Source organism: Aerococcus sp. HMSC23C02, from assembly GCF_001806805.1.
GTDB lineage: Bacteria > Bacillota > Bacilli > Lactobacillales > Aerococcaceae > Aerococcus > Aerococcus sanguinicola.
Genome location: NZ_KV786043.1, coordinates 438913 through 456107, shown reverse-complemented (window position 1 = coordinate 456107; position 17195 = coordinate 438913). Strand labels below are relative to the sequence as shown.

The window sequence follows — 17195 nt, the reverse complement described above, 5'->3', positions numbered from 1 at the left end:
AATAGGTAAAAGTAAAGCTTTTTGAGCTGATTACATTTAGAAATTAAAGATAAACTGAGAAGATGCAGAAAAAATGGGTGAAGAAATTTCAACGTTAGACTTTAGTCGAAAGAATGGTAAAAATTATTATCTATCTGAAGATGCACCTCAAGAGGCAATTGAAGCAGAAAAAGAATGGCGAATAATTTCTAAAAATTTTGAGCCCATCCGCTAACTAGCATCAAGCATCATCAAGTTAGCTGGTCTGCACAGCTTAAAAGTGAACTTCTAGTTAGGGGGTAAAAAAGAGAACTGGACCGTGCGAAAGAAAGGATTATAGCCTTTGAAGCTCAAAAAAAGCCCAGCACATCGTGGGCTTTCGAGCGTTAGATACCTAGTTTTTCCTTGAGTGCTTCAGTTAGTGTTTGTGAGAAGTTGATACCCTGTTTAGTGGCTTCGGCATTCAGCCATGCAGGGATAGTAGTATTCTTCTTAACAGTAGGTGTTGTAATATCTTTAGCTGCTTGGTCTAAGTCAACGCCTACATAGAGTACTTGATCATCAGGAAACTGTTGCTGAATATCTGAAAGAGGTGAGGGTTGGGGCTTTTCAACTTCGTCATAGAGCATGAGGGATAGTGCTTCAGAGGCGTTAAACATGGCTTCTTTAAGGCCGTTTCCGTAAGTCAAAGCACCAGGTACATCAGGAAACTCCACATTTAGAATATTAGGGTTGTCTTCGTCTGGGGTAAAGACGGCAGGATAGATAACATAGTTTGCAAGTGACATTTTTAATCCTCCTTTAGGGGCTATTTTAGGCCCATTTGTTTTAAGATTGACCTATATGTTTTTTTAGGGATAGTATCTTTCTTGGATGTATAAGGAACGGTGACTTTGTGGCCTTTTCCATCTTCGTAGCGGTGGTGGTCTCCTTTGACTCTAACTTCTGTAAAGTCGTGCTTTTTTAGAAGTTTTAGGAGTTCTTTCACATCTCTTTCTGACATAGCTAGCTCCTTTCGATAATAGATTATACGCCTTAATGCGCATTAAGACAAATGTTTTAATTCATCTTAACTTCTGCGCATAGTTTGCGTTTTATTCCGCAAAATTATATACCAGCGTCGATGCTAAGCGCCTAAGATAAGATAATTAGGTAATGTTTTTTTTATCTAAAACGGCTTAGAAGGCAAAATAAAAAGCACCTACTTTACTAGGTGCTAACTTACTAATTTAGCGGTGGGGGTAGATAAAAATATTGCCCCATATTTTGCGTCATAACTAGCAAAATAGGTAGGGGACCTTAATTCAAGGAGCAAATTCAAAAGCGTAACGGATGCTCACTAGCATAATTTATATCGTAAATTTGTTTTAAAATAAAAATCCCAATGCCACAAGCATTGGAAAGTTACTAAATCTTAGCTATCAAAATTTGACTTAAAAATTATACGCCCAGAGGGGTTCACTTTTTTTGAGGCTTTTTATTGTCAAATCAACATTTATCAAGCTTATTTTAGTATAGTTATAGAAAAGTTATAGATTTGATGGTTGGTCCATAAATTCAACAAAAGAGTTCAATGTTTTGTCTCTCTGTTGGTCTGTCACATGGTTATAAATGTCTACAGTAATCTTAATGGATGAATGGCCTAGTCTGTCTCGAACATCCTGTAAGGGTACCCCAGCATCAAAAAGTAAGGTACAATGAGTATGTCGGAAACCGTGAATCTTAATGAAACGTAAGCCGTGACGCTTGCAAAACTTATCATAAAACGTCCATGGTTTCGATAGACTAATTGGCTCATTCTCATCTTGCTTGCTGAAGATAAACCATTGGTCATTAAGCGCTAGTCCATTCTCCAATAATATTTGAGCTTGTTCAGTTCTCCAACGCTTTAGAGCGTGTAAAGTGATATCATCAATCGCTATTTTTCGTTTACCATGTTTGGTTTTCGGGGGAGCTATATAGCGTTTGTTTCCATCTCCAACGGCGATGGATTTATAGATATTGATGGTTCGCTGATTGAAGTTAATGTCTTCCCATTTAAGGGCCATAATTTCGCCTCTTCTCATACCTGTATAGGCAAGGGTACGAAAGAAGGCGTACCACTTCTTGGGAGCATATTTTTCTAAAGTGTTTAGCACTTGTTGCAACTCAGTCTTTGTGTAAAAGACGTAGCTGTCCTCATCATCAAAACTTGCTAATTTAGTGGGGACATCTACCTTTTCTGCTGTATTCTCATGGATAATTCCTTTTTTAAAGGCCCATGTGAAAATACGCTTAGCATATCCAAAAATCTTTTGGTAGCTATCAACTTTTTGTGATAGATTGTTGACTAGTTTTTGCAAGGTAACATGATGGATTTTATTAATCTTCTGTTTGCCTAGGATAGGTAACAAATGATCTCTAAAAATTTGCTTGGTTCGTTTTAAAGTGCTGCTTTGTACAGTCATCTTGTAGTAGTCTAACCACATATGATAGACTTCTTCAAACGTGTAGGAACCTGTTTTTACTTTATACTGGCCATCTTCAAACTGAACATTGGCTCGTTGATAAGCTAATTTCGCTTCTTCTTCACTATCAAATCCCTTCTTAAAGTAGTTAACCTGTTTTCCAGTTAACTCATCAAGCCCTAGGTATTCTTTTATACCATATTTTTCTTGGCCGTTTTTTAGTGTATACTTATAAATGTTCATGATAACCTCCACTTGCCAGCCAGCAAAGTTTGAGGTAATATAAACACATAAGAACCACCTAATGTGTGGGATCTTTATTTCTGGTTAGCCCTGCTCTCCCTCAACTTGCCCAGTGAGGAGAGTGGGGCTTTTTTTACTTTATACGTAGAGAATATTGTATTTTTTTACAATTAGTGATATTAGACGTTCTCTTATATTGTCGGGGATTTTTAATGTGGAGAAAATATTACCTTTATTTGAAATAATATGCTCTTGTGTTTCACCATCTTTGGTCAATGTTTCTAATAAGTTCGTAATATCTTGTAAGAAGTTATTTACAATATATTCATCTTCAATCAAAAAAATAATACATAGCATTACCGCGAAAAGATCTTTCTTTCCCAAATTTTGCAAAAACTCTGTTTCAGATAATGTATCTGAAGGTAAAATTTTTAATATTTCATTTTTTGGCAGCTCGGTCTGAATAGAGGTTTCGAAGGTACGATTGCCATGGGCCATATTATTTCTATATGATTGAATAAGTGATAAAGAATCGCTAAGTAAGGTTAATCTATCATCAATTGTTAGCTCATCAAAGTAATCTAAGAATTCATTAGCAATTTCTATTTTTAAATCTGAATTTAATATTTTGTACCAATTAATAACACTCCCAAAATAGAAGACATTCACAGCGATCCAAGGTGGTATATGATTGTGATTATTTCTATAGTGGTCTACAGAAGCATTTCTATTTCGTCTATTTAATTGTTTTTGAAGATTTCTCATTTCATTCAATCTATCTAAACCATTATGAGAGCTATAGTTACGGTAATTTAAGTAATTATCTTGATGAACGCCATAGTGCTCAGCAACTAGATGAGCAACTTTGGTTTTTAGTGAACGCTCGATTTGTAAAATATATTTGAATAAAATAGTGTTTAAATTTGTATCCAATACATATAAATAATGCAGTTGGTTGAAATCTATTCCATAAGTAAATACTTCCATTCCTTTATTTTGGTCAAAATGCATATCAAACAAATCTTTATAACCATTCAATAGGGTGTAATAGGAATGTGTTCTTAATGACTTTAGCACAAATTCATCATTAGTTATTATCACATTTTTATCTTTAAGTCGCTGCAACTGTTCCTCATAACTCAAAAAGGGCCTATCATAAGACATAAGAAAATCCCTCCTATCGCGTAAGATAAGAGGGAAATTTCCTGGCCGCATCCGCAGCTATTTAAGTTACTCTTATCATACTGTTGATTAAGTTGATTGTCAATAAATTTGTTAGTCATCATAATATATTCGCATATGATCACCAATTTTAATATATTCCGATTCTGGTGAAGGGACTAGAGTATCTGTTTGATCGATTTTAATAGGCTCATACGACGTTGTTACCGTTCCTAGCAGAGGTGTAATAGCATTGAAATTAAAAGGGGAATCGGTGGTTACTTTCTTCTTTCTTGCGACGAAATAATTATCGTATAAGTTAGTAATGACCAATTTTTCTTTAGTAGAGCCATAGCAATCAATGGTTTCATCAGTATCTGGATCTTTAATTTTTATTTGAGGTTCATAGACTTCTACTTTATCTCCAACTTTTAAGTCTGGTATTTTTCTTTTTCCGACATTAGATATAACTTTAGTCTCATCTGGAAACGCAGCAACTTTAATATCCATTATGTTCCCTCCTATAGAACGACTCATCCAATAATTCAAATATTATTGTTCCCTTCAAATTATTTAATTGGGTGCTACCTATTAGTAAAAATTATCGTTTATAACATACCTTTCGCTCGATGCTTCCTAGTGAGGAGAGGGGGCTTTTTTTGTTGCTAAGCACCTAAATTGTTTATTAGAGAATCTTTATTATCAAAATTTAAGATACTTATTTCGTAAGATTCTAGAGCAATTAAATTTTCATCAGTGATATCATGATAGCCTTCGTTACTAAGGATAACGTAAAGTTTTTCATTATTTTTTCTTACAGCTGTGGTATCAAGCCAACTGGTTAGTATACTGTTTACTTGTTGCTTGTCGACTCGAGTATGAACTTTAGCTAATTTATTAATTCCTTTTTGAAGGAATACATAGTTAAAGCGGTGATTTAATTGTGATTTGCCAGTAATGTTAAAATCGGGGAAAACAGCATAAGAATCATTATGCGAGAAGTATGCATCAACATCTTGATAGAACTGTGAAGCGACATTATTTCTACTTAAATAAGTTAAATCATATATGTTTATTAGTAATTGAGTCATATCATGTATTGCTTGTCCAATTTCTTTTTGAGATACTTTTCGATAAATTTCTTTATTATCACTTAAATTGAATCCATGGAAATCAATTGAATTAGTGAATAGTTCTTTCCTTTTACTTTTTTTGTTTAAATTAATTCCGGCAAGATCAAGTTCCCAGGAAGCAAAACCATCATCGGTAATTTTATATAGCTTTCCATCAAATTTAATAGAAAAACTTATACCATCACCAAAGCTATCTATAAAAGGTGTATCAACTGAATAAACTTCATCTTTATGAAGATTAACATTTGTGTTTTCTTTTATATAATTAAGATAATCTTTCTTTATGTCCTCAACATTCATATTTAACACCTCTTTCGTTATATTGATATTATACTTTGTTGGAAGCTTATTTTATCACTATTATTAGTATTAGTATATTTTAATAGCTCTATTAACACTTCATAGAAGTCATTACTTTTAGGAATAGTATCATAAGGAAGAGGATAAGCTTTATAATGAGTATGATTATCTCCTTTATCTTCGAATTCTTTTTCAGAAAAAACATTAATTCGAGGACCAGAAACTCTTGTCCCATCAGCATTTTTATGGAAGTTATCATTCAAATTAATCCTTAATAAGGTATAGTTATATTTTGTTTCTCTGAAATTAAATGAAGTTTTTGAGGCTGCGTACTTATAATCTAAAATAAAGCTAATATCTCCGCTTCCTTCAATTTTAATAACGCCCTCAGGCTGCACACTTAAATCTATATTATGATCATCAAAAATATTTTTTAGCATTTTTATAAGTCTTTGCGCATCTTGATCATTAATTTGTAATTGTTTCAAAACAATATCCCCTTTTTTATTATTTGTTAAGCGTATATCAATTAATCAGAATCTGATGATTCATCAATTGCTTAAACTATCAAGGAATTCTTCTTCGGTTAATTTTTGAGCATCGTGACCCTTTTCAATTAGCTCATTAAATTTTCTTTCTTTGCCACTTAATCCATCTTCTTTGATTCGGTCAGATACTTGTGGCCCAGCAATTAAGAATTTCACTTTTTTAGACATTCCGCTCTTAACAATTCCGTTACGTTCCTCAATTAGCTGTTCTATAACTTTTTTTCCTGAATTCATCTTTCCTGTAATACAGAATCCGGCACCATCAAAATCAATATTTTTGTCATATAATTTTTTATTAGCAGTGAAGTCCTTTTTTCTGAACTTTTCAACGATTAAAGCAGTTGCTCTCGCATCATTTAGAGCATCGTGAGCCTGATTTTCAATACCATAAAAATATTTTACGGTTGTCAATTTATTATCGGATAATTCTAGAGGAGAATTAGTTACAAACTTAAAAACATCGAAGTGATTTCGTTTGCTAAGATCAATACCAGAGGTTCTTCTTAAAAAAGGAATATCAAATGTATTACTGTTATATCCTGCAACAGGTAGATCACCTATAAAGTTCATAAAAAGAGAAGCTGCCATATCGATATCAGGAGCATCTTCTACATCCTGATTGGTAATCCCAGTAAGATTAGTGATTTTATCTGAAATAGGAATAGACGGGTTAACGTATGTTGTAAAACTACTTATTTCTTTCCCGTTAAGAAAGTGAACAGCTCCTATTTGAATAATTTCATCAGTCGTTCGTAGTCCTGTAGTTTCAATATCGAAGCTAATATATTCGTTCGGAATATTTTCAATGGTGTACTGGATGACTGGTTTAGAAGGAGAATTAAATGTTTCGTTTTTTCTGACAGTAGGAAAATTGATTTCGTGATGCTGCTCTTCAGTATGAATCTTATCTTCTGAGTCTATTTGTTTAATAACATCATCTTTTTCGGATTCGGTAGAGATATCTTTGTCTTTTGCAACAATTTCAGTTTTCTTTTGATTAAAAGGATTAAATTTCCACACAAAATAAATGATTGCAATCGTTAAAGATGTAAATATTAAAGAGAAAACAATACCCAAAAAATCTCCAGCGCGCATATAATCAAAGAAAATAGAGGTTCCAATTGCAGTAAAAAATAAGATGACAATAGTTATCAAAGTTTTTATTATTACTAGTATTTCTTTCATGAATGCTCCTATCTATTATCTGATATTTTCTTGATTTAAATAAAATTATTGGCTTATAACATACCTTTTACCCGATAAACTAAAACAGCTTCCTCCACTATATCAGCAGGGACTTCGAACTGCTCAGCTATCTCATAGTTATAAACTTGTTCTTTATCACTTACAAATTCTTCAAGCTCATCACTAGGGATGATTTTATGATACGACCAGATGCGGCCTTTACGTTCTTCCTTCCAGTTATTAAGGTTAGAGTAATCAGTGATATCGTGGTCAATCATTGTTTCATAGTGACCAATTTCTTCAGCAATGGTGGCAATCATTTTTTCTTTCGTTTGGTTGGAATTGATGTAGACTGTATGGTCATGCAGCAAGCCACTCAATTTGTCAGGCATTTGCTTTGTAAACACAAAATCTAATTCACCATCATATTCAGCCATTAATTTTTCCATCTTATCCATATCAAGTACCTACTTACTTTTAAATTTTATATATTCGATAAATTGTTTAACCTCCTCTAATTCATCTTCTGTTAAGTCGTCCTCAATGTGGGCGGCTATTTTTGTATTGTCATTATGATTGACTTTTGGATTGTCTGTTCGACTTAATAAGTAGTCAGTCGATACATTAAAATAATCTGCTACTTTTTCTAAATTCTCAGATGATGGTTTTCTTTTCTTCCATCCATATAAAGAGTTTTTACCTAAATTCAGTTGTTCTTCCAATAGGGTTATTGGTATTCCTTGTTTATTCGCTAATTCTTTTATGCGGTCAAATACCGTCATATCAATCATCCTTGCAGCTCAAGCACATAATCTATAAAAAATAATAGAAAATAGGTTGACATCTACAATAAAAACTAATATAGTATATGCATAAGCTAATTATTTAGCTAAAGCGATTATTAAAATACCTCTATCAAGCATTTAGAAAAGCTGGGGAGCAAACTCTAATTAGTTGATACAGTAGGATTTATAACGCTTGTTTAACTATGCCCTTAGTCTACAATATTTTATAGATTAAGTCAACGTAATTAGCTAATTAATTAGCTTATTTAATAAAAGGAGGTGAATAAATGAATAAACTAACTTTATCGGATGATATTAATCGAATAGAAACAGAAATACAGTTCTATAAAGAGCAGGCAGGTCAATCAATTTGGGAAATCGGGAGACGATTGAATCACGTTAAGGAATATGACCTGGTCCACGGGGAATTTGGGGAATGGCTTAGAAAAATCGGAATCAACCAAAGAATCGCTAATCAATTCATGAAAGTAGCTAATGAAATTCCAAATTCGAGTACGTACTCCAATTTAGGTTCAACGGCCCTCTACTTGATTGCTACGTTACCTGAAGAAGAAAAACAAATTCAATTAGACCTAGCAGAAGAGGGCAACCCCTCGACAGTCAAAGAACTTAGAGAGCTGAAGAAATCACTCAAAGAAAAAGATAATGAAATTGAATCCTTATCTGAAACAATCTATGAGTTGAATGATAGACCACCTACAGTCATTACAAAAACAGTAACTAAGGAAGTCACACCCGATGACTATGATGGATTGAAATCAGATGTTAAGCAATTGTCAGAACGCAATCGACAGTTGGAGCAGCAACTTAAAGAGATGATGGCCAAACGTCAAGAGGTTGACCGAAAGTCTGATGAGTACGACAAACTCAATCAAGCCATTCAAGAAATGCAAGGGCAGATGACAAAAGGCCAAAAACAAATTGCTGCCCAAAAGGAAGTTTATGACCTGGTTAGAAAAGGGAATGAACTAATCGAAGAATTGGCCCCGTTAAGTTATCTCATTGATACCGAGAATGTGTTGGCTAATGACTATGCCCAAAAACCAATCAAAAAGATAATTGATAATTTACGGAAAATTTCTGATCGCTTAGAAGACCATATCACAAACGTCACATTGGAAGGAGAGATTATAGATGGCTAACGAAATAATGGCTATGCAGATTAGGCAGCTAAAAGATACCGCAGAAGCTATGGGGAATTTGTACCAAGAAATGAATAATATGGCTGAAAAGTATGATCGTATTCATTTAGAAACTAGTCAGCAATTAGAAGAGATCAAAGAGCGTCAAAATGACCTGGATAGACACATTACTTTAACAGAGGGAGAGACTTATAAGTTATCGAATGCCGTCAATATAAAAGCGGTCTCTTTGACAGCAGCGTTCTTTAAATATCAAGGGCTGGACGATGAATTATTTAGACAAAAGATGGGGCATACAAGAAGTTACATTTGGATTTTACTTAAGAATTATTTCGGTGTCAGACGGTATCCATTAATTCCACACATTGAATTTGAAAATGCTATGAGGAAAGTGGAGGAAATCACTATCTATAGTTTCCCGAAAGCTTACTATCGTTTAATACCTAATATGTACACGCATCGTGATGGTGCCCCTATTGACCATGTGGAATTTGAAGACAAAATAAAACAGCACAAACTATTTCATTTGGATTAGAGAGGCACTTGAAGCGAACGTGATTATGAGACCTAATTATATATAAAAGCAGCCCTTTATCGATATGACAAAGAACTGCTGGAAGGAATTGAGCAATATGATTTGGAGGTGTGAAATTGAACTTTGCAGAAATATTTTTTGGACAATATACCCTAGATTCTCCATTCGAAAGAATTTTAATCAATCTTATTGTGATTGGTTTCATCACCAATATTGTGCTTTTTATAATCGAATCGTTCTATCTCGGATTTAAAGAGTTTCAGGAAAAACGGAAGCAGCACGGCAAAAAATCCGATGAGAGCTGTGAAAAATGAAAATTGAGATTCTGTTAATACAAATAATGAGAAGAGAATGAAAAAGAGTGTAAATGACATGTAAACCAAAATATTTTGCACTACTGCCAAATTTACTTTTTTGTAAAGTCGGTTTAATTCAATGAAAAAAAGATAAATAACTAAGAATGGGAAAGTTGATACACAAATACAAAATACCAGTGATTTAAATGATGCATCAGAGAAACCTTTTAAAAAAGTTACTAAGCCGATATCAGCATTGGTATTGTAGAGATATTCTCCGTGTTTAATCATTAAGTCAAGGGATACAACGAGTGATAACAAGGCCAGAACGCCAAACACTAATGTACTTGCAATTCTTCTAAATTTTGAAATTTTACTCATGGATTAAGCCCCTTTTTTATAATATATAGGTTTGATTTGTATTAGCAGAAAAAGGCTCGGCATAAGCCGTTTTTTCAAAAAATGTCGCAGTTATTCTATCACGTTAAGCGGTCTTATACAACACAGTGTGGGAACATTAAAAAGTAGCATAGGACGTAAAAGGAGATGGAGACATGAATAAATTCAAAAAAATAGTAAAGCAAAGCGGTAAGAATGCTTATGAGATTTCTAGAGAGACAGGTATCCCTAATCAGAATATTTATTCATATCTAAATGGGACGCGAACGACCCCATCATTGGCTACTGGTTTTAAATTAGCGGATTGTTTAGGGATTGATATTAATGAATTAAGAGATGCATTTACAAGTAAGTAGCAAAAGATTTACTCATGAGGAGGTGAGAGAGATGAGCAAAGAATTAGCTTTAGATGTCCGTGTTGCTTTGTTAAAGGTGGGAAAAACCCAGAAGTGGTTGGCTGACCAATTAGGGATTACATCGCCTTATCTATCGGATATTTTGCGAGGTAAGCGTTCCGGAGCAAAAGCTCAAGAGCATGTCGAAATGATCAAGAAGATTCTCAATATTGGAGGTGATTAAAGTAAATGAGTTACAAATATTTAACTTTGATGGAAATGAAGTACGAACGATTCTGGTTGTGGAGCTGATTCAAGATTACACACCAAACGGACTCAAAAAAAGTGCTTGTTCTTACATAACGAATTGAAGAAGCATGGCTATTTGCCTATTATTGAGCAGCAAGAAAGAAGGCAATTCAAATGAAAATTTCTTTAGCTGATGATTCCATTAGAAGAATGGAAGAAGCAAATAAATTTCCTGATCATCTGAAAGAGTACGTAAAGGAAATTAAGAAAAGTTTAGAGGGACTTAATTATATAGAAAAAAATGCAGTCCTTTATCGAGTTGACAAAGAACTGCTGGAAGAACTGAAAAGGGTGAAGTGGTAAACGTAACTACCAAGAAAGATCAGATGGTATATCTGGATAACGATCATAGATTTCTTTTGTTGCTCCAACAACAAAAACTATATCTTTGGTTAACGTTAAAGGTTCTTTTTCTGAAGATATATCACCGATATGCAAAAGTATCCATCCGTTTTCTAAAAAACTATTAACCATTGATGTGTTTCTAATTGTTTTCACCTGATAAATGTCATTCATATTTTAGCCTCCTTTCTACAAGGAGATTATAGCAAAGAAAGTAGGTGACAAAATGACTCAACTAATGGAAATGCTAAAGAAGATTCATGTGTTACTGGAACAAGCTGTACTTAACCAAAAGTCCTATCTAACTCAAGAAGAGGTAAGAGATTTATTCCATGTGGGAAATAAGACAATTGATGCTTGGATAAAGGATGGTCTGAGGAAAACACAAGTACCTACTGAAAGCAAGAGCAGAATTTATTACAGCAGAAAAGATATCGATATGTATATGAATTCAAAGAAAATATAAATTGCCAGCCAGCAGTGTTTGAAAGCATATCGATAAAGAAATAGGAGAGATGACAAATGAATTGGTTAGACACTTTAGGAATGTTTTTAATTACTGGAATGTTTGCTGGGGCGGTTCTAGCGGTAGTTGGCTTGGGACTCGAGCTGTACAAAGAAACGTATGGAGCACTACCTGGCTGGTTTAAAAGCATTTTTGAGCCACAGGATGGAAATCATTGGAGGGAAAAATGATGAGAAATTTTATTAAGACGATTGTCAGCATCTTTTGGCAAGGTTGGTATTACTTAGACCAGGCAATGGAGGAAGTCGATGGACGAGATTAATTATTACTACAGGCAACTTCAAATATCCTTGGACAAGTGGGTAGATGGCTATCCGGAATACATGGATGAAGTTGAAATGTTATTCAGAGCGCTTAAGTTAAGGCTTGGGATTAGGGATTGCTATAGGAGAATGGAGGCAAGAAAGAATGACAGATAATAAAAAAAGCCGACTAGCGGCAACTAGTCGACAAAACAAAGATACTAAGGAGATTATATCATGAGTATTTATGAATCACAATTGCACGATACCTGGGAGAGATCCACAGAAACTGGAGAGTACGAGCACATTCCCATTTGCTCAGACAGGAAAGGTAAAACGTTTTATATTGAACCTATTGTGAGTAATAAATGTGAATACTGTCGGGGAAGAAAGGGACTGATAGGATTCATTTCCAGCTATGAACTAGTTAATTAGGAGGTGAGCTAATGGCAAAGAAATATTTTTGGCTAAAACTAAAGGATGATTTCTTCGAACAGAAGGAAATCAAAATGTTAAGAAGGGTTGCTGGTGGGGATACCTACACCATTATCTATCTCAAGATGCTGCTACTCAGCTTGTCAAATGAGGGGCGTATCTACTATGACGGTATCGCTGAAAACATGGTGGAAGAAATTGCTCTCTCAATCGATGAGGATTCTGATAATGTTCAAATTACTTTTAATTACTTAATTAGCAAGGGCCTTATCATTTTTGAAGATGAGGATGAGGTAGAGTTAACTAATATTGCCTCTATGATAGGGTCTGAGACCGATTCAGCAAGAAGAATGAGGAAGCTCCGAAAGAAGAAAACGTTACAACGTCACTTTGAAGCGTCACAATGTGACAATCAAGTGACGGGACCGTTACGAGGTGGTGATGGAGAGATAGAGATAGAACTAGAGAAAGATATAGAGAAAGAACTAGAACAAGATACAGAGAAAAACTTGGATGTTGTTGGTCAATCTGCTATTGATTACTATCAAGAAAATTATGGCATGCTCAGCCCAATAATGATTCAAGACATCCAGCATTGGGTAAAAGATACTAGTGATGAGTTGATGCTATATGCATTTGAACAAGCTATAGGGACTAGGAATCCTTTTAAATATGCTATGGGAGTCATGAAGAATTTAGCGAAACAGGGAATCACTACAGTTGAAGATGCTAAAGCTTCATCTGTTGAATACCGTAGAAACGAAGAGAAGAAGCAGAAAGGGGAGCCTGAAATTAATGAAAAGCTTGGCTGGTAGTGCCAGGGATATGCTCATCACCTCAAGTGAGAAGTGTCCCCAGCATGATACCCACTTACAGAAAATAAAATATAGTCCAGAAAGTATTGGCTTTGTTTGCCCAATCTGTCAGCGAGAGGATAAGGATCGCAGAGAGCAGCAACGCCTTAAAGAGGTGTGGGATGACTATCAGCGGTCTAAAACCTCCAGAGTCTTGCATGACAAAAGTATCTTTGATGATGAGACGTTGGAGAGTGCAAGCTTTAAGACTTACCAGACCAAACTTCCTGAGCAGGACAGAAATAAGGCTAAAGCGATTGAAATTGCAAAAAAGTATCTAAATGGCGAAGTTTTCAATACCATCCTAACCGGTAATGCAGGTGCAGGAAAAAGCCACCTAGCTATGAGTATCTTGAAATCTGTCAATGAGTACAGCAGACCCTATAAAAAGTGTCTGTTTGTCTCTTGGGATAAAGTGGTTCGGGAGATCCGGACAGGATACTTCTCAAAAGACAGTAGTGGACTGGATGAAGGGGCTACTATCGATCTTCTGACGGATGTGGACTTGCTGGTGATTGATGACTTGGGTGCAGAGCTAGGAGCGATTGATACCAGTAAAGGAGCCACTGACTATGTAGTCAGACTCTTATACGCCGTGATGAATGGCCGGCAAACTAAATCCACCATTTTCACTACGAATCTGACCAGTGTACAAATTAAAGATAACTACGATTCAAAAACAAGTAGCCGAATCATGAAGCGTTCTGCGGAGAGCTCTATCGTTTTCAAAGAGACCGAAGATCAGCGGCCATATTACTAGGAGGAATACCATGTATAAAATTTTTGATGGAGAAAGCTGGCGGCATCACTTCACCAGCAGAGATGAGGCCTTGCGCTACTGTAAAAAGTTTGGTGGTCTAGCGATTTGCCGGGTGGATGAATTTGGAAAAGGTCTATTAATCAGTGAGCTAGATACTTTTGGCCATAATCTGGGGCCATTGCCCAGTGTAGGGCTTGAATTGATGCCAGCTGTCTGTACCTTCAAGGCTAAAGTGAGTGCCTATGCTTAGAGTGATCATTCCTGGGGAGTGTGTGCCGAAAGGACGCCCACGCTTTACAAGGACAGGGAGGACTTACACGCCTAAGAAGACAAGGGAGTATGAAGAAAAGCTAAAACGGCACTTTAGAGAGCTCAATATTCAGCCTTTTAAAGGGCCACTATCTGTCAATTTGATTATTGGCCGGCCGTTGTTAAAGAGCTTTACAAAGAAAAAGGTGGCTGAGGCTTTGAATTTGGACCTCTGGCCGGTTTCAAGGCCAGACTTGGATAAATTACACTAAAGCAGTCTTAGACGCCGGAAATGGGCTTCTATTCGAAGATGATAGCCAGGTCTGCCAACTGAAAGTTCTAAAGGTCTATTCCCCTGCTCCTGGAATTGTCTTGAGTATTAAAGCTATTGAGCTGTCAGAAGAAGATACCAAGCTTATTGAAGAGCTGAGGAAGGGCATGCCATGAAAGCTGAAAAGTGGAATATCGTAACAAAAGAGTATGAACCCTATGAGCTTCCGGAAGGCCGTTGCAGTGTCTATGAAGATGACATGAATCGCCGGGTGGTTTGTGCCCAGTGCGGTCAACGTATGCTGTATGGGGAGAGTTATTGCTCTAAAGAGATTCATACATCTGTTGGCTTTGGCTACGCTGTCTGTGATCTATGCTATCGACTAGAGTGGCAGCGAATCCAAGTCGATATTGAAAACATGTAACTGATGAACCGGGTGCCTGCTGGAGAGGGGCTAATACCTCAAAAATCTATTCTATATGTGCTCGTTTACTGTCAATGATTAGCCCCTCTCCAGTGGGCATCCGGATAAAGTGAAAGGAACTACAGATGATTAATAACGTTGTTTTAGTTGGGAGACTCACAAAAGAAGTCGATTTACGTTATACACAAAGCGGTATAGCAGCAGCTAATTTCATTCTTGCTTGTAATCGTAATTTTCGTAACGCACAAGGCGAAATTGAAGCGGATTTTATTTCATGTGTGATTTGGCGTAAAGCAGCTGAAAATCTTGCTAAATATGCTCGGAAAGGGTCTCTTATTGGAGTTGAAGGGACGATCCAAACACGTAACTATGAGAACCAGCAGGGCCAACGTGTCTATGTAACAGAAGTGCTAGTGAACCATTTTAGCTTGCTGGAACCCAAGTCAACACCTGGAGAACAACCACAAGGCACTGGCCAGCAACAAGATCCATTCGCTATAGCTGGGGCTTCGAGTAATGTGAATGTTGCTGATGATGATTTGCCATTTTAGAAAGGAAAATCACCCATGGAAACAATTGAAAAGTTTTTGTTTAGGTGCTTGCTAGTACTATGTGCAGTTAATTTATTGTTTGTTGCTTGGAATGTCGGAACAAAGCTATACCAAAATTCACATCCTGGACCTCCGAAAATTTAAAGTACCCCTCGGAAAGTGTCTGTACAGCCTCTAGGTGATGATGCAGACCGGGTAAGGTACTTACAGATCTGGATGGTGGAAATTGATGGAAAACGTGAATATTTTGGTGAAGTGATTGAAGGAGGAGAAAAGTAATGAGTGAGTTAGAAAGTCAATTAAAAGATAAAATATTAGAAATGCAAATGTTAAATGATTCGTACGAATCGCAATTGATAGTTTTAAAAGATAAGATTGAAAATTATGAGTATGAGGCGGAGGAGGTTGACCCATTGGCAATACCTCTGAAATCATGTGAACGTTATTATTATATTGATGGAAATGGCAAGGTAACATGGAGCATTGCAGAGGGGCACGCTTTTGAAGATGAAAGATGGGCACAAGGAAATGTTTTATCTACTGAAGAAGAAGGGAAATTTGAAGCTGAACGCCGCAAAGTCGAAACAGCTTTGAAGCGCTTATCAGAAGCGAGTATGAAAGGATTTGAGTGGGGGAAAAAACATGCTGTCACGATAAAGCCTGGATTGGGTAAAGTTTTAGTGAGCATTAGAGTGTTCAGTGGGCCAACGTTAAACACTATCTATTTTGCATCCATGGAGGAAGCTAATGAAGCAATTGAGAGTGTAGGTGAGGTCAATATTAAGAAGTATATTTTCGGGGGTGAATGAAATTGAAGATTTATATTTATGAAGATGGATTATTTGATTTAGACAAATTTTGTTACGAAGAAGAAGATGACGTGAAATTAATCGGGTTAATAGAAACTTGTGGTTCTATTTATCAAAAAGCCAAAAAGGAAATGGATAGAAGAGAGAAAATAGATAAAGAGATCAGAGAGATGCTTAGTAAGGATATAAATAGATTTATGAATGTTATAGAATCTATTGATTATGAACAATTAAGCTATGAGGAATTGAGCAGTCTTAGAAATTATTTTGATGATGCACTATACCAGTGTGATGAAGAAATAAAACGTGTAAACGAAGAGGTATGGGAATGATGAATCCAAAAATTTTAAAATTAGCAAATCTATTGGTGGATAATCTAGATTTTGATGAGCTTAGCGAAGATGAATTACGTGTCTTACAAGACATTTTAGAAACGGCATTAGGCGATTGTGAAGAAAGGTTGTATTAGATGACAAAGAATAAACCGAAACTATATTTCAAACGAGTAGGTAAGGGAGCAGAGGTGCCGACTAAAGCGCACCCTACAGACGCTGGCTATGACTTGTTTGCATATGACACGTTCGCACTGTCACCTCACATTCAAGAGACGATTGGCACAGGTATCGCCATGGCCATTCCAGAAGGTTATGTGGGCTTGGTATTTGGACGAAGCGGTTTGTCCAGTCGAACAGCTTTGCGAGTTAAGACTGGTGTTATAGATTCACATTACCGGGGTGAAGTGGGCATCATGGCGGAATTAGATCCACAGTTTGCCGACATCTATCGAATTAAGGAGGGAAACAAGATTGCCCAAATGATTGTAGTCCCTATCTTTGACGGCCTTGATGAGCTGGTGGATGAATTGCCCCCTGGAGAACGTGGGGCAGATGGATTTGGAAGTACAGGTGGTTAGA

The 17195-nt window shown here is 36.0% G+C and carries 32 protein-coding genes; 20 read left to right on the top strand and 12 right to left on the bottom strand.

Features of this window, described 5'->3' with window-relative positions:
- The first annotated feature begins 73 nt into the window (after nt 1-73).
- Nucleotides 74-214: a hypothetical protein gene (locus HMPREF3090_RS09830; RefSeq protein ID WP_158444705.1), complete on the top strand. Its 141-nt coding sequence runs from the start codon at nt 74-76 to the stop codon at nt 212-214.
- Nucleotides 215-365: 151 nt separating this feature from the next.
- Here HMPREF3090_RS09830 and HMPREF3090_RS03615 read toward each other — a convergent pair whose 3' ends face one another.
- From HMPREF3090_RS03615 to HMPREF3090_RS03570, 10 genes are all read right to left on the bottom strand, one after another.
- Entirely contained in the window at nt 366-767 is a 402-nt protein-coding gene (locus tag HMPREF3090_RS03615; protein WP_067971441.1) for a type II toxin-antitoxin system HicB family antitoxin, read from the bottom strand.
- A gap of 20 nt (nt 768-787) precedes the next feature.
- Complete coding sequence (locus HMPREF3090_RS03610) at nt 788-982, bottom strand: type II toxin-antitoxin system HicA family toxin (protein WP_067971439.1); 195 nt, start codon at nt 980-982, stop codon at nt 788-790.
- Nucleotides 983-1508: 526 nt separating this feature from the next.
- Nucleotides 1509-2669, bottom strand: coding sequence for a site-specific integrase (locus HMPREF3090_RS03605; protein WP_067971434.1), 1161 nt, complete (start codon nt 2667-2669; stop codon nt 1509-1511).
- 138 nt (nt 2670-2807) lie between these two features.
- Complete coding sequence (locus HMPREF3090_RS03600; RefSeq protein WP_067971430.1) at nt 2808-3833, bottom strand: Abi family protein; 1026 nt, start codon at nt 3831-3833, stop codon at nt 2808-2810.
- A gap of 111 nt (nt 3834-3944) precedes the next feature.
- Nucleotides 3945-4340 carry a hypothetical protein gene (locus HMPREF3090_RS03595; RefSeq protein ID WP_067971426.1) on the bottom strand — a complete coding sequence of 132 codons (396 nt, stop codon included), beginning with the start codon at nt 4338-4340 and terminating at the stop codon, nt 3945-3947.
- Nucleotides 4341-4495: 155 nt separating this feature from the next.
- Nucleotides 4496-5263, bottom strand: a complete 768-nt coding sequence (locus HMPREF3090_RS03590; protein WP_067971423.1) for a DUF1828 domain-containing protein — start codon at nt 5261-5263, stop codon at nt 4496-4498.
- A 17-nt stretch (nt 5264-5280) separates the two neighbouring features.
- Nucleotides 5281-5751, bottom strand: coding sequence for a DUF6978 family protein (locus tag HMPREF3090_RS03585; RefSeq protein WP_067971416.1), 471 nt, complete (start codon nt 5749-5751; stop codon nt 5281-5283).
- A gap of 63 nt (nt 5752-5814) precedes the next feature.
- Nucleotides 5815-6996 (bottom strand): exonuclease domain-containing protein, encoded by a 1182-nt coding sequence (locus HMPREF3090_RS03580; RefSeq protein WP_067971414.1) that lies wholly within the window; start codon nt 6994-6996, stop codon nt 5815-5817.
- A 53-nt stretch (nt 6997-7049) separates the two neighbouring features.
- Nucleotides 7050-7454, bottom strand: coding sequence for an ImmA/IrrE family metallo-endopeptidase (locus HMPREF3090_RS03575; RefSeq protein ID WP_067971411.1), 405 nt, complete (start codon nt 7452-7454; stop codon nt 7050-7052).
- A 9-nt stretch (nt 7455-7463) separates the two neighbouring features.
- Nucleotides 7464-7778: a helix-turn-helix domain-containing protein gene (locus HMPREF3090_RS03570; RefSeq protein ID WP_067971409.1), complete on the bottom strand. Its 315-nt coding sequence runs from the start codon at nt 7776-7778 to the stop codon at nt 7464-7466.
- A 290-nt stretch (nt 7779-8068) separates the two neighbouring features.
- Here HMPREF3090_RS03570 and HMPREF3090_RS03565 point away from each other — a divergent pair, with 290 nt between their 5' ends.
- Both HMPREF3090_RS03565 and HMPREF3090_RS03560 read left to right on the top strand, forming a co-directional pair.
- A complete protein-coding gene (locus HMPREF3090_RS03565) occupies nt 8069-8944 on the top strand; it encodes a DUF3102 domain-containing protein (protein ID WP_067971404.1) in 876 nt (291 codons plus the stop codon).
- Nucleotides 8937-9479: an ORF6C domain-containing protein gene (locus tag HMPREF3090_RS03560; protein ID WP_070485944.1), complete on the top strand. Its 543-nt coding sequence runs from the start codon at nt 8937-8939 to the stop codon at nt 9477-9479. Before HMPREF3090_RS03565 ends, HMPREF3090_RS03560 begins: the two co-directional genes overlap by 8 nt.
- A gap of 176 nt (nt 9480-9655) precedes the next feature.
- On the opposite strand, the gene HMPREF3090_RS03555 is transcribed toward HMPREF3090_RS03560, so the two are convergent.
- On the bottom strand, nt 9656-10156 hold the full coding sequence (locus HMPREF3090_RS03555) for a hypothetical protein (protein WP_067971398.1): 501 nt from the start codon (nt 10154-10156) through the stop codon (nt 9656-9658).
- A gap of 173 nt (nt 10157-10329) precedes the next feature.
- On the opposite strand from HMPREF3090_RS03555, the gene HMPREF3090_RS03550 reads away from it, so the two are divergent.
- From HMPREF3090_RS03550 to HMPREF3090_RS03540, 3 genes are all read left to right on the top strand, one after another.
- Entirely contained in the window at nt 10330-10530 is a 201-nt protein-coding gene (locus HMPREF3090_RS03550) for a helix-turn-helix domain-containing protein (protein ID WP_070485942.1), read from the top strand.
- Between the two features lie 31 nt (nt 10531-10561).
- Nucleotides 10562-10753, top strand: coding sequence for a helix-turn-helix domain-containing protein (locus tag HMPREF3090_RS03545; protein WP_067971392.1), 192 nt, complete (start codon nt 10562-10564; stop codon nt 10751-10753).
- A 179-nt stretch (nt 10754-10932) separates the two neighbouring features.
- Complete coding sequence (locus HMPREF3090_RS03540; protein WP_067971389.1) at nt 10933-11121, top strand: hypothetical protein; 189 nt, start codon at nt 10933-10935, stop codon at nt 11119-11121.
- Nucleotides 11122-11127: 6 nt separating this feature from the next.
- Here the strand turns inward: HMPREF3090_RS03540 and HMPREF3090_RS03535 are convergent, their stop codons facing one another.
- Nucleotides 11128-11334, bottom strand: coding sequence for a hypothetical protein (locus HMPREF3090_RS03535; protein ID WP_067971387.1), 207 nt, complete (start codon nt 11332-11334; stop codon nt 11128-11130).
- A 64-nt stretch (nt 11335-11398) separates the two neighbouring features.
- Here HMPREF3090_RS03535 and HMPREF3090_RS03530 point away from each other — a divergent pair, with 64 nt between their 5' ends.
- The 14 genes from HMPREF3090_RS03530 to dut all read left to right on the top strand — a co-directional run bounded on the left by HMPREF3090_RS03530 (nt 11399) and on the right by dut (nt 17194).
- Nucleotides 11399-11626: a helix-turn-helix domain-containing protein gene (locus HMPREF3090_RS03530; protein WP_168140250.1), complete on the top strand. Its 228-nt coding sequence runs from the start codon at nt 11399-11401 to the stop codon at nt 11624-11626.
- Nucleotides 11627-11682: 56 nt separating this feature from the next.
- Nucleotides 11683-11856 carry a hypothetical protein gene (locus tag HMPREF3090_RS09825; protein ID WP_158444703.1) on the top strand — a complete coding sequence of 58 codons (174 nt, stop codon included), beginning with the start codon at nt 11683-11685 and terminating at the stop codon, nt 11854-11856.
- A gap of 78 nt (nt 11857-11934) precedes the next feature.
- Nucleotides 11935-12105 carry a hypothetical protein gene (locus HMPREF3090_RS09820; protein ID WP_158444701.1) on the top strand — a complete coding sequence of 57 codons (171 nt, stop codon included), beginning with the start codon at nt 11935-11937 and terminating at the stop codon, nt 12103-12105.
- Nucleotides 12106-12374: 269 nt separating this feature from the next.
- The gene (locus HMPREF3090_RS03520) at nt 12375-13178 is read left to right on the top strand and encodes a phage replisome organizer N-terminal domain-containing protein (protein ID WP_070485940.1); all 804 of its coding nucleotides are present in this window, start codon (nt 12375-12377) and stop codon (nt 13176-13178) included.
- Entirely contained in the window at nt 13159-13977 is an 819-nt protein-coding gene (locus tag HMPREF3090_RS03515) for an ATP-binding protein (protein ID WP_067971370.1), read from the top strand. Before HMPREF3090_RS03520 ends, HMPREF3090_RS03515 begins: the two co-directional genes overlap by 20 nt.
- Nucleotides 13978-13987: 10 nt before the next feature.
- Nucleotides 13988-14227: a hypothetical protein gene (locus tag HMPREF3090_RS03510; protein WP_067971368.1), complete on the top strand. Its 240-nt coding sequence runs from the start codon at nt 13988-13990 to the stop codon at nt 14225-14227.
- Nucleotides 14220-14498 carry a RusA family crossover junction endodeoxyribonuclease gene (locus HMPREF3090_RS10060; RefSeq protein ID WP_067971362.1) on the top strand — a complete coding sequence of 93 codons (279 nt, stop codon included), beginning with the start codon at nt 14220-14222 and terminating at the stop codon, nt 14496-14498. The genes HMPREF3090_RS03510 and HMPREF3090_RS10060 overlap by 8 nt, the downstream gene beginning before the upstream one ends.
- Nucleotides 14449-14673: a RusA family crossover junction endodeoxyribonuclease gene (locus HMPREF3090_RS10055; protein WP_083272376.1), complete on the top strand. Its 225-nt coding sequence runs from the start codon at nt 14449-14451 to the stop codon at nt 14671-14673. The genes HMPREF3090_RS10060 and HMPREF3090_RS10055 overlap by 50 nt, the downstream gene beginning before the upstream one ends.
- Nucleotides 14670-14921 (top strand): hypothetical protein, encoded by a 252-nt coding sequence (locus HMPREF3090_RS03500; protein ID WP_067971359.1) that lies wholly within the window; start codon nt 14670-14672, stop codon nt 14919-14921. The genes HMPREF3090_RS10055 and HMPREF3090_RS03500 overlap by 4 nt, the downstream gene beginning before the upstream one ends.
- Before the next feature lie 125 nt (nt 14922-15046).
- Nucleotides 15047-15472, top strand: a complete 426-nt coding sequence (gene ssb / locus HMPREF3090_RS03495; protein ID WP_067971357.1) for a single-stranded DNA-binding protein — start codon at nt 15047-15049, stop codon at nt 15470-15472.
- 278 nt (nt 15473-15750) lie between these two features.
- On the top strand, nt 15751-16281 hold the full coding sequence (locus tag HMPREF3090_RS03490; protein ID WP_067971348.1) for a hypothetical protein: 531 nt from the start codon (nt 15751-15753) through the stop codon (nt 16279-16281).
- Nucleotides 16278-16613, top strand: coding sequence for a hypothetical protein (locus HMPREF3090_RS03485; protein ID WP_067971346.1), 336 nt, complete (start codon nt 16278-16280; stop codon nt 16611-16613). Before HMPREF3090_RS03490 ends, HMPREF3090_RS03485 begins: the two co-directional genes overlap by 4 nt.
- Nucleotides 16610-16750 (top strand): hypothetical protein, encoded by a 141-nt coding sequence (locus HMPREF3090_RS09815; protein ID WP_158444698.1) that lies wholly within the window; start codon nt 16610-16612, stop codon nt 16748-16750. Before HMPREF3090_RS03485 ends, HMPREF3090_RS09815 begins: the two co-directional genes overlap by 4 nt.
- The gene (dut, locus tag HMPREF3090_RS03480) at nt 16751-17194 is read left to right on the top strand and encodes a dUTP diphosphatase (RefSeq protein ID WP_067971341.1); all 444 of its coding nucleotides are present in this window, start codon (nt 16751-16753) and stop codon (nt 17192-17194) included.
- The last annotated feature ends 1 nt before the right edge of the window (nt 17195 follow it).

Excerpts from the sequence above, each read along its gene's own strand:
- HMPREF3090_RS03615 (WP_067971441.1), bottom strand. The coding sequence starts at position 767 with ATGTCACTTGCAAACTATGTTATCTATCCTGCCGTCTTTACCCCAGAC.
- HMPREF3090_RS03530 (WP_168140250.1), top strand. The coding sequence starts at position 11,399 with ATGGAAATGCTAAAGAAGATTCATGTGTTACTGGAACAAGCTGTACTT.
- HMPREF3090_RS03600 (WP_067971430.1), bottom strand. The coding sequence starts at position 3,833 with ATGTCTTATGATAGGCCCTTTTTGAGTTATGAGGAACAGTTGCAGCGA.
- HMPREF3090_RS03580 (WP_067971414.1), bottom strand. The coding sequence starts at position 6,996 with ATGAAAGAAATACTAGTAATAATAAAAACTTTGATAACTATTGTCATC.
- HMPREF3090_RS03485 (WP_067971346.1), top strand. The coding sequence starts at position 16,278 with ATGAAATTGAAGATTTATATTTATGAAGATGGATTATTTGATTTAGAC.
- HMPREF3090_RS03515 (WP_067971370.1), top strand. The coding sequence starts at position 13,159 with ATGAAAAGCTTGGCTGGTAGTGCCAGGGATATGCTCATCACCTCAAGT.
- HMPREF3090_RS03510 (WP_067971368.1), top strand. The coding sequence starts at position 13,988 with ATGTATAAAATTTTTGATGGAGAAAGCTGGCGGCATCACTTCACCAGC.
- HMPREF3090_RS03610 (WP_067971439.1), bottom strand. The coding sequence starts at position 982 with ATGTCAGAAAGAGATGTGAAAGAACTCCTAAAACTTCTAAAAAAGCAC.
- HMPREF3090_RS03575 (WP_067971411.1), bottom strand. The coding sequence starts at position 7,454 with ATGGATAAGATGGAAAAATTAATGGCTGAATATGATGGTGAATTAGAT.
- HMPREF3090_RS03545 (WP_067971392.1), top strand. The coding sequence starts at position 10,562 with ATGAGCAAAGAATTAGCTTTAGATGTCCGTGTTGCTTTGTTAAAGGTG.
- HMPREF3090_RS03595 (WP_067971426.1), bottom strand. The coding sequence starts at position 4,340 with ATGGATATTAAAGTTGCTGCGTTTCCAGATGAGACTAAAGTTATATCT.
- HMPREF3090_RS03550 (WP_070485942.1), top strand. The coding sequence starts at position 10,330 with ATGAATAAATTCAAAAAAATAGTAAAGCAAAGCGGTAAGAATGCTTAT.
- dut (WP_067971341.1), top strand. The coding sequence starts at position 16,751 with ATGACAAAGAATAAACCGAAACTATATTTCAAACGAGTAGGTAAGGGA.
- HMPREF3090_RS03555 (WP_067971398.1), bottom strand. The coding sequence starts at position 10,156 with ATGAGTAAAATTTCAAAATTTAGAAGAATTGCAAGTACATTAGTGTTT.
- HMPREF3090_RS09815 (WP_158444698.1), top strand. The coding sequence starts at position 16,610 with ATGATGAATCCAAAAATTTTAAAATTAGCAAATCTATTGGTGGATAAT.
- HMPREF3090_RS03565 (WP_067971404.1), top strand. The coding sequence starts at position 8,069 with ATGAATAAACTAACTTTATCGGATGATATTAATCGAATAGAAACAGAA.
- HMPREF3090_RS03490 (WP_067971348.1), top strand. The coding sequence starts at position 15,751 with ATGAGTGAGTTAGAAAGTCAATTAAAAGATAAAATATTAGAAATGCAA.
- HMPREF3090_RS03560 (WP_070485944.1), top strand. The coding sequence starts at position 8,937 with ATGGCTAACGAAATAATGGCTATGCAGATTAGGCAGCTAAAAGATACC.
- HMPREF3090_RS03605 (WP_067971434.1), bottom strand. The coding sequence starts at position 2,669 with ATGAACATTTATAAGTATACACTAAAAAACGGCCAAGAAAAATATGGT.
- HMPREF3090_RS09830 (WP_158444705.1), top strand. The coding sequence starts at position 74 with ATGGGTGAAGAAATTTCAACGTTAGACTTTAGTCGAAAGAATGGTAAA.
- HMPREF3090_RS03590 (WP_067971423.1), bottom strand. The coding sequence starts at position 5,263 with ATGAATGTTGAGGACATAAAGAAAGATTATCTTAATTATATAAAAGAA.
- HMPREF3090_RS09820 (WP_158444701.1), top strand. The coding sequence starts at position 11,935 with ATGGACGAGATTAATTATTACTACAGGCAACTTCAAATATCCTTGGAC.
- HMPREF3090_RS03540 (WP_067971389.1), top strand. The coding sequence starts at position 10,933 with ATGAAAATTTCTTTAGCTGATGATTCCATTAGAAGAATGGAAGAAGCA.
- HMPREF3090_RS09825 (WP_158444703.1), top strand. The coding sequence starts at position 11,683 with ATGAATTGGTTAGACACTTTAGGAATGTTTTTAATTACTGGAATGTTT.
- HMPREF3090_RS10060 (WP_067971362.1), top strand. The coding sequence starts at position 14,220 with ATGCTTAGAGTGATCATTCCTGGGGAGTGTGTGCCGAAAGGACGCCCA.
- HMPREF3090_RS03535 (WP_067971387.1), bottom strand. The coding sequence starts at position 11,334 with ATGAATGACATTTATCAGGTGAAAACAATTAGAAACACATCAATGGTT.
- HMPREF3090_RS03570 (WP_067971409.1), bottom strand. The coding sequence starts at position 7,778 with ATGACGGTATTTGACCGCATAAAAGAATTAGCGAATAAACAAGGAATA.
- HMPREF3090_RS03500 (WP_067971359.1), top strand. The coding sequence starts at position 14,670 with ATGAAAGCTGAAAAGTGGAATATCGTAACAAAAGAGTATGAACCCTAT.
- HMPREF3090_RS03520 (WP_070485940.1), top strand. The coding sequence starts at position 12,375 with ATGGCAAAGAAATATTTTTGGCTAAAACTAAAGGATGATTTCTTCGAA.
- ssb (WP_067971357.1), top strand. The coding sequence starts at position 15,047 with ATGATTAATAACGTTGTTTTAGTTGGGAGACTCACAAAAGAAGTCGAT.